The organism is Pseudobutyrivibrio sp. OR37 (assembly GCF_900113655.1).
GTDB lineage: Bacteria > Bacillota > Clostridia > Lachnospirales > Lachnospiraceae > Pseudobutyrivibrio.
Genome location: NZ_FOQF01000054.1, coordinates 1 through 9131 on the forward strand (window position 1 = coordinate 1; position 9131 = coordinate 9131).

Below are 9131 nucleotides of genomic sequence, written 5' to 3' on the forward strand. Positions count from 1 at the left end.
CTTTCCTTTTCTACATCAGTGATTACATAATTGATTGTAACCTCTGCTGCTGTACCAGCTGTTGTTGGAACTGCAATAATAGGTACACAAGGATTCTTTGTAGGTGCAACGCCTTCAAGTGAACGAACATCAGCAAACTCTGGGTTTGTGATGATGATACCAATTGCCTTTGATGTGTCCATAGAAGAACCACCACCGATTGCTACGATGCAGTCAGCACCAGACTTCTTGAAAGCCTCTACACCATTTTTAACATTTTCGATTGTTGGATTAGGCTTAATATCTGAATATATCTCATAAGGAATATTTGCCTTATCAAGCAAATCTGTAACCTTTCCTGTTACGCCAAATTTAATAAGGTCAGGATCAGAAGCTACAAATGCTTTCTTAAATCCGTTTCCATTGATTTCATTAACTACTTCTTGGATTGCTCCAGCACCATGATAAGATGTTGGATTAAGAGAAATTCTGTTTGCCATTATTCTACACTCCTTTTTTGATTTTACTTTGTGTTAAAAAATTAACACACCCTACGATTTATATTTTATCATCATAGAGTGTGTTAATATAAGTTACAGATATACCTATGTGTAACATTTTGTAAAATTTTGCTAAGTAGCATAAATAATGGCTTTTTAGACCAATTCTATTCTCTCAAACAGTTTGTGTAACATATCTGGCATGGCATCTATCATCAAATCAGCAAGCTCTTCCTCAGTCTCTTTCATACCCTTCATAAGCCACTGAACAGTCATATATATGGAAGCCTGACAATACATCTCTAAAAGCTTTCGCATGTGCTTATCCAGATTTTCACCGGTCTTCTTTCTGATTAAATCACAATAGAATTCATAAATCATAATAAAATCATGTTCTTTTAGATTGTTTTGCTCATCACCCTTGAAGCCTGCTGTAAAGAATAATCTCTCCTGCTTTATATATGCAAACTTTTTAATTAGCCCTTCACGAACCGTCTCACCTTGCCCCATTTCCTTAAATGATTGTTCTAGTAGCCTGTCAAAATACCAGTTAATCAAATCATACTTATCTATAAAATTACGGTAAAAGCTTTGCCTGGAAACTCCGCATACATCTACTATCTGTTTGACCGTGATATTTTCAACTGATGTGGTTTTCATGCAAGTTTTCATAGCTTCTGCTAGCTTGAATTTGATATCTGATTTCATTATGTTCAGCCCTTTCAGACTTCTTACATATATTCCGACAAGTCCCTCCTAATTATAAAAAATAAAAAATAATTCCACAACATAAACATTTTAAAATACAGATAAATCATAGTGAATCGGCGCCATATAGAACAATTTTCATACCGCTACAAAAAACAGTTGCCATTAAACGGCAACTGCTTTAATATTTTTAATCCAAAGGACTACCACTCTTCCATTTCTTGTTCTTAGTAAACCATCTATAGTAATATGTTGCAAATAAAGCCAGCAATACAATTAATACACATAAAAGGATTTTTTCTATAGTGTACATATGAGGTTTATAAAGCTCAGGTGCATCAGAATTTGCAATCATATAAAGTATATTCTTAGTAGCCTGACGCATAGCCTGCTGACCTGAGACTGAATTAACAAGTTCATCAGATAACGGATTAAGAAGTCCATAGCTAAGCTGGAAATCATTTCCTGCAAGGGTTGCCCTATTTATATCCTCTGTTGTACAAGCCATTACACAATCTGTTATGACAGCTCCCTTAAAGCCCCATTCATCGCGCAAAACTATCTTGAGAAGTGCTGCGCTTTCTGCTGTTGGAGTTGTTCCAATTCTATTGAAGGATGACATGATGCCTGTTGCTCCACCCATTTTGATTGCAACTTCAAATCCCTTTAGATAGACTTCACGCATCGCCTGTTCATTAAGCCATGTTAACAATCCACCGTGGTCACGGTTTGTTTCCTGGTCATTCACTGCAAAATGTTTAAAGTAACAATAAGTTCCTGCTTCCTTTATTCCAGTCATCTCGTTTCCAGCCATGATTCCTGAAAGATAACTATCTTCAGAATAATACTCATAATTTCTGCCTGAGAAAGGACTTCTGTGAATATTTGCTGCAGGGCCATATATTCCTGCCACACCATAAACCTTTGCTTCATTTCCATAAACTACACCTTTTTCATAAGCAAGCTCGCCATTCCAAGTAGCGGCAAGCATGGCCTGATTGGTATACATATTTCCTTTTATACCAGCAAATGCTTTGGCCATTAAATTGTTAATACCATTTGGGCCATCGCATTCAAGATACTTAGCTTTTCCAATACTCTTTATAGCTACAGTCTGCCATCCACCAGACTCAATCAGCAGCTTCATTTCATCCTTTGATATTTGATCCAGCAAATCCTCCCACTTGCTATCATCATAATCAACATCTTTCATATCACTAAGCTTAAGTCCATTTTTCTTTGTAGACCAGTCTGCTGCAGTTGTGTCCTCTAATTCTACGCTATCATCTGTAAGTCTAGCTACAATATCATCAGATGCTTCTTCAGATACAGGCAATGTTTTCTTAGGCATTGTACCTTCCCAATCTGCTCTTGAAAGATATGTAATATCTTCCCCATTTGAAACATCATCAAACTGGTTTGTAGCAGTGATTAAGTCTGAATCACGTTTTCCATCATTTGAATCATTATATATTTTTTCTGCATCAATTGTGATCGTTTCTTCTGCAATAACATTATGAGAATCATTCTGAAGTCTTATGCCATAATCACCAGCTTCAAGGACATAAGCTCCACCCTTAGCTTTGATTCCCGTGTAGTCGTATGATGCCATATCCTCGGCTTTAAATGACACCATTACCTTAGTGCTTTCACCAGGCTTAAGTTCCTCAGTCTTTGCAAATCCGCCAAGAACAACTTCGCTCTTTTCGATTCCACCTTCTGTATATGGAGCCTTATAATAGATTTCAACTACATCCTTACCAGCTTTATCACCTGTATTTTTAACAGTTACATTAGCAGTAATAGTATTTCCATCAAATGAAACACCATCCAGTGTCTTTTCAAAGGTGGTATAGCTTAGACCATAACCAAATGGATATTGAACTGTAGCGTCATAATCTATAAATCCATCAGCCCCTGCTGTTTCGTAAAAACGATATCCAACATAGATACCCTCTATATACTTTACATAGTGATAAGGATCTTCTCCTGTAATTGCATCACCTGTACCTGCGGCTCCAGCATTATTCGAATAAGATACATTTGTATAATCATATCCTCCATGGCTGTAGTATGTAGGATTTGATTCCATTTCATAAGCAAATGTATCAACTGTTTTAGCAGAAGGATTTGTTGTACCGTTAAGAATATTTCCAAGGGCTACTGTTCCAACTGAACCAAAGCATCCACACCAAAGAGCAGCATCTACATTTTCATCATTAAGGAAGCCTAACTCCATTGCATTGGTAGAATTAATAACAACTACAACAGTGCCAAAATTTTGTTCAATCATATTAAGCATGCTTTCCTCGGCTGAATTAAGCTCTAAGTAATGCTTTCCACTTTCACCACCATAATAATCAGCCATGTCCTTTGGAAGATCATCACCTTCACCACCAACACGTGATATAACATATATAGCAACATCAGAGAAACGCTTAGCATTATCAATTAATCCTGAAAGCTCATCAGCATTGTTTTCGTACAAGCCAAAATCAGTTCCTACAAGACCCATGTTTTGAGCTTCTTTTGAATTTTCCTGATAAAATGAAATCAGCTCATTATTAAGCTCAAAGCCAGCGTCCTTTAGTCCATCATAAAGGCTAGTATAATTAGTGCCTCCTGCACCAGAGCCTGTTCCACCAAATGTTGAATAATATCCTCCTCTTCCGAAAACATTTATTTTAGTTTCATTTGTAAGTGGCAATACATTATTCTTATTCTCCAATAGGATTATTCCTTCACTTGCCTCCTGAAGGGTAATATCCTTTGCCTTTGCTTCTATTTCTTCGTAATCTGAACCTGTTGGTTCCTTTGCAAATACTACATTGTCTACTACTCCAAAATATCCTTTAAGGGAAAATAGTACGGCATTACATACTAAGCATATTAACAATAAAAATGAAACTATAACAAAACCTACTTTGCCGGGTTTCTTGATAGTTTTACCATCAACTACTCTTAGCTTTGCCTTTCTTTTTTCTTCTCTTGTCATATAAACCTCCTCATGTATTATCATTCCCCACCCTATGGGCATTTCATTTTCTGATTCTAATTTAACATGTTTTAGTATGGAAAAAAGCGATTTGGCAATTGTGGTTTTTACTTTGGCAGATTTGGTCTTTAGAATATAGCCATCTATGAAATATCTTTGATATAATTACATTTAAGGAGGCGGATTATGAATATTGCTGTTGTAGATGATAATTTAAATGATAGAAAAATGATTCTAGATTACCTTTCCCAATTTTTCAATGAATCTGGGGGGGATTATACTACCAGTACTTTTGAAGATGGTGTTTCTTTTTTAAAAGACTATTCATTTTCATACGATTTCATAATATTTGATATAGACATGCCTCAAATGAGTGGCATTGATACTGCTAAAGAATTGCGCAAAAAAGATTCAAATGTAACTATCATGTTTGTTACCAACATGCCACAATATGCCCTAGAAGGTTATTCTGTTGAAGCAGTGGACTATGTTCTTAAGCCTCTGTCCTATCCAGATTTTCGTCTTAAAATGAAAAAGGCAACCAGATATATTCTGCGTAACTCAGTAAAAAAGATAACCATAAATACCACAGAGGAAGGCTTAATTACAGTAGACTCCTCAGACATATATTATGTAGAATCCAAACTTCACTATATTTATTATCACACCAAAAAAGGCATATATAAAATGCGTGCAAAGCTCACCGAAGTAGAAGACATTTTACTCCCCTATCATTTTGCCAGAAGCGGCGGTAGCTTTTTGATTAATCTTGCTTATCTTGAAAAAATAGATGGCAACGAAATTGTTGTCGCAGACGAAACTTTACCTTTGTCTCGTAGAATGAAAGCCTCACTTATGAGTGCATTCACCAAATACATTGGAGGAATCTAAATGATATCATTTTCAGTATATGCATTTGAAGAGATGCGACTGCCAATGGAACTTTTAGCAGCGATGCTTATATTCTTGTACCCTTTTGCAGATAAGAAGCCACATTTTATCCCAAAAGCAATCATTGGATATATAGTGCCAACTTTACTTTCGCTATTATATTTTGTTATTTTTGGAATAAATAAGGAAACTCCTAGACTACAAATTCTAATTGGATTTTGGTATTTACTTTTTGCATTAATTGCTCCAATTTATGGCCGCCTATGTTTCTACATTTCTATAAGTGATGCTTTTTTGTTTGGCGGTTTAGCCTTTGCATTGCAAAATATCGTATATAATGTATTTCATATATACATATCATCAAGATTATTTCCGTATATACGGAGTACATTGATTGTATATATTATTTGCACTGCCATTTTTACAGATATTATCTACTATATTGTATACAAATTGTATCGCCCAATTCTGAATGCCAGTAACGGAATTATCATTGAAGATAATTTCAAAAGCATATTAACATATTCAATTATATTTATTTTAACCTATTCTATTTTAATTTTTTATCAAGTAATTCTAAAGCAGGGATATTCTGCATTTGACCAGCTTGCCTGGTCTACAGGCTCTTTTATTAGCTTGCTTATTTTACTTGTACAGTACAATGCAATTAGTGTCATGATTTACTCTGAAAAAACACAACTAATGGAAAACATGGTAAGAAACAGTGAACATTATTACGAACTTTCAAAAGAACATATTGCTATTATAAACAGAAAATGTCACGATCTTAAGCACCAGTTGAAAGTGCTCAGAACTGTAAGTGAAGATGAAAGGGATGCCTATATCTCAGAGGCAGAAAAAAGCATCATATTTTATCAGGATTTGATATACACAGATAATGAGGCTCTAAATACCATATTAGCGGAAAAAGGTCTTTTCTGCCGTGAAAAAGGAATCAATTTTAATTGCTCAGTTGATGATGTTGATTTATCTTTTATTCGCGTATCCGATCTATATGCTTTACTTGGAAATGCTATAGATAATGCAATAGAATATACAAATAAACAGACTGATGAAAAGTTACGTTCCATCAGTCTGAGAATAAATAAAAATAATAATTTTGTTGGTATCCAGATATCAAATCCTTTATCATATGAAGATAATTTAAAACTATCTAACATAGACGGCAGTGATATAAATACAACTAAATCTGATAAGCTCAATCACGGTTTCGGCCTAAAAAGCATTGAATATCTTTCCCAAAAATATAATGGAAATATGGAATACTTTGCCTATGATGGAGTGTTTACTTTGCAGATTATATTCCTATTACCAGACATAACAATAACCTAAGCTCCTTCTGCCCTGCAACTTCAAACATGATAGAATCTATTTGTGAATATGTAGATAGCCTTTCAGACTTCTTACACATATTCTGTAAAGTAGCAGATAATTCATTAGGTTCTTATTCTAGATTATCCTATTCAAATCTCATTTCAACAAAGTTTTCAAACCTAGGTAATCTAAAACTAAGATGTCCGTATTGTTTTGCTCCAACAATACCACTTTCAATAAGTCTTTTCCTATAAGTTGTGAAAGTATTTGATGTCATATTAAGAGCGGCACGAATCTCATCAATCTTTACAGAGTTAGAGTCAGATTCTCGTAATAAATCATTCATTGCTATTATTACCTTTTTATCTAGTTCAGATAATTCATCCCAGATTTTCTCATACGCTAATTCTGATAGTGTGATATCCACTTGCTGATAAACATCTTCCCAATTCACATCATTCTCATTTTCAGAAGTACATAAGGCTTTCCACGTATAATAACCGATAGTCTGAAATGCCAATGAATATCCTCTAGTATATTTTGCTAGTTCCATAGCTTTTTCTCTACTAAGCTTAAGTACTCTCTCATAATCAGCACAAATAGCAGTGATATTCAATTCATCTAATTCCTTTAATTGAGCCCTATATAAGAATGTTAATGATTTTTCATTCTTAATCTTTTTTATATTTTCTAATAGGCCTGTCATTAATACATATATATCATAGTTTGCTCCTGCATAAGAAGAAAGTGCATGGGAAAATCTAGCCACATCATTTCCATAAGTTACCTCATCTATTGTAACTAACAATTTCTTTCCACTCTTTTTAAGTGCTTCAAGCATCATCTTTAATGCATCCTCTTCATTTGATGCCACAAGATTTGCATTTTCTATCTGCACTCCAATACCAAGTACAGAAAAGTCCAATTTGGCTTTTATAAAAATTGCTTTTATTTCAGGTAATAAATATAATTGTCTTGCTAATGAATCTATAAGATTACTCTCTGGATTCAAATCAATAGTAATCCATTCATCTAATGCATTAATTCTATTCCTGATATCTCCTAAAATTACTGTTTTGCCGGAACCCCTAACGCCCGTAATAAATATTCCTCTATATGTGGGAGTTTTCATAATAAAATTATTGACTATATCATTTGTAGCCATAGTTCTTTCTATGAATTGTGGTGGAATAAAACTGAATTGTAAAGTATACGGATTATCTAAAATATTAAACTTTGCCATACAATCCTCCTATAATCTTATAAATATCCTACCACAACTTACCACAACTTTCCACAACTCTAATTTTCTTCCACAACTTTCCACAACTCTCCACAACTTCATTTTTCTTCCACAACTTTCCACAACTCCACGTTAGATTTACTTCTAACTAAATAAAAAATGCTGAAACCCCTCAAGATTCCAGCAAGCTTTTATACTGCTTCGATTATATTTTTATAATTGTTTTCTTTGCTAATGCAAGCCTGCCCATCACCATCCAAAAACTGTTTCAGACCATCTCGCAAGCAAGCGTAGTCCTTTAGACCTAGCTTATAGAGCTTTTCATTTGATTCTCTACTCATTGTAAAAGTTCCCATAGATAAGTGTTCACTAGGCGCGAATATAAATGCCTTACCATCTTGCTCTAGCTGATAAGCCATACGCTGACTATCCGTATATGCGATATGCCTGTTATTTAGAAGCTCTATAATTTTAGGATAGTTTCTGCATTTAAAAGAGTAAAATCCCCTAAGGCTTTCAGGCTTCTTTACAAAGTCCCTTGGCTTGGACATAATAATCACCAGTTTATCACAGCCATCCTCTATAGCTTTCTTAACAGGTATTGAATCAGATACACCACCATCATAGTAATAGTGCCCATCTATCTCTACAGGAACGCATGCCCCTGGCAGTGCTGATGAAGCCATGATAATTCTATAATCATCCTTTGGCATTTCTTCCTTATGAAAGTATCTGGGCTCACCACTATTTGCATCTGTTGCTACTATAAGATACTCTGTGTTATTCAACATAAGGCTTCGATAATCTAAAGCATCAGTTCCGTCAGAATTGCTCAATGTACCATAGATATATTGAAGTCCAAACAGATTATGTGTCTTTAAATAACTCTTTAATCCAAAATAATCTGGCTCAAATATGTGGTCCGTATAAAAACGCCTATTTCGCCCCTTCTGCCCTGCCAAAAATGAAGCTGCATTTGCGCTGCCCGCTGACACACCAATACAATAATCAAATTTGATTTTGTCATCTAAAAAAGCATCCAGTATACCTGCACCATAAGCGCATTTCATTCCACCGCCTTCAACAATAAGTCCTATTTTACTCATTTTTTCACAACCTTCTCTACTTAACCAACACGTTTTCTTAATATTAAGTAATTACCGCTGGCTTTTCAATGTTCAAATTGAAAAAGTTGTATATCTTCCACAACTTCATTTTTCTTCCACAACTTTCCACAACTCCTAAGTAGATTTACTCACAACTAACAAAAAAGCTTGCTGGAACTTTAGCGGTCCCAGCAAGCTTTTATACTGCTTTGGTTATATTTTTATAATTATGCCATAAGCATTCTAAACATCTCAATTACCTGCTCCTTTGTAGCCTCGCGTGGGTTACCTGGATAGCATGCATCGTTAAGAGCATCTGTAGCAAGCTGATCTAAGTCTTCTTCCTTAATCTTATCAAGAGTTGTTGGGATTCC

At 34.8% G+C, this 9131-nt stretch carries 8 protein-coding genes; 2 read left to right on the forward strand and 6 right to left on the reverse strand.

Annotation, left to right across the window (positions count from 1 at the left end):
• The 3 genes from BM097_RS15430 to BM097_RS15440 form a co-directional block, all read right to left on the reverse strand.
• The coding region (locus tag BM097_RS15430) for an iron-containing alcohol dehydrogenase (RefSeq protein ID WP_143085011.1) at positions 1–479 on the reverse strand (479 nt) is incomplete at its 3' end.
• 156 nt (positions 480–635) lie between these two features.
• Positions 636–1187: a TetR/AcrR family transcriptional regulator gene (locus BM097_RS15435; protein ID WP_090552462.1), complete on the reverse strand. Its 552-nt coding sequence runs from the start codon at positions 1185–1187 to the stop codon at positions 636–638.
• A 190-nt stretch (positions 1188–1377) separates the two neighbouring features.
• Positions 1378–4182 carry a glycoside hydrolase family 3 N-terminal domain-containing protein gene (locus BM097_RS15440; RefSeq protein ID WP_177197488.1) on the reverse strand — a complete coding sequence of 935 codons (2805 nt, stop codon included), beginning with the start codon at positions 4180–4182 and terminating at the stop codon, positions 1378–1380.
• Positions 4183–4368: 186 nt separating this feature from the next.
• Between BM097_RS15440 and BM097_RS15445 the strand changes: the two genes are divergently transcribed.
• Together BM097_RS15445 and BM097_RS15450 are read left to right on the forward strand one after the other, a co-directional pair.
• Positions 4369–5073 (forward strand): LytR/AlgR family response regulator transcription factor, encoded by a 705-nt coding sequence (locus BM097_RS15445; protein WP_090552470.1) that lies wholly within the window; start codon positions 4369–4371, stop codon positions 5071–5073.
• A complete protein-coding gene (locus BM097_RS15450) occupies positions 5074–6426 on the forward strand; it encodes a sensor histidine kinase (RefSeq protein ID WP_090552473.1) in 1353 nt (450 codons plus the stop codon).
• Between the two features lie 127 nt (positions 6427–6553).
• Here BM097_RS15450 and BM097_RS15455 read toward each other — a convergent pair whose 3' ends face one another.
• The 3 genes from BM097_RS15455 to BM097_RS17075 all read right to left on the reverse strand — a co-directional run bounded on the left by BM097_RS15455 (position 6554) and on the right by BM097_RS17075 (position 9128).
• On the reverse strand, positions 6554–7651 hold the full coding sequence (locus BM097_RS15455) for a P-loop NTPase family protein (RefSeq protein ID WP_090552476.1): 1098 nt from the start codon (positions 7649–7651) through the stop codon (positions 6554–6556).
• Positions 7652–7842: 191 nt separating this feature from the next.
• Entirely contained in the window at positions 7843–8757 is a 915-nt protein-coding gene (locus tag BM097_RS15460) for a patatin-like phospholipase family protein (protein WP_090552480.1), read from the reverse strand.
• Between the two features lie 227 nt (positions 8758–8984).
• On the reverse strand, positions 8985–9128 hold the full coding sequence (locus BM097_RS17075; RefSeq protein WP_443197887.1) for a hypothetical protein: 144 nt from the start codon (positions 9126–9128) through the stop codon (positions 8985–8987).
• Positions 9129–9131: the final 3 nt, after the last annotated feature.

Coding starts and splice junctions, on each gene's coding strand:
- BM097_RS15435 (WP_090552462.1), bottom strand. CDS start 1,187: ATGAAATCAGATATCAAATTCAAGCTAGCAGAAGCTATGAAAACTTGC.
- BM097_RS15440 (WP_177197488.1), bottom strand. CDS start 4,182: ATGACAAGAGAAGAAAAAAGAAAGGCAAAGCTAAGAGTAGTTGATGGT.
- BM097_RS15445 (WP_090552470.1), top strand. CDS start 4,369: ATGAATATTGCTGTTGTAGATGATAATTTAAATGATAGAAAAATGATT.
- BM097_RS15450 (WP_090552473.1), top strand. CDS start 5,074: ATGATATCATTTTCAGTATATGCATTTGAAGAGATGCGACTGCCAATG.
- BM097_RS15455 (WP_090552476.1), bottom strand. CDS start 7,651: ATGGCAAAGTTTAATATTTTAGATAATCCGTATACTTTACAATTCAGT.
- BM097_RS15460 (WP_090552480.1), bottom strand. CDS start 8,757: ATGAGTAAAATAGGACTTATTGTTGAAGGCGGTGGAATGAAATGCGCT.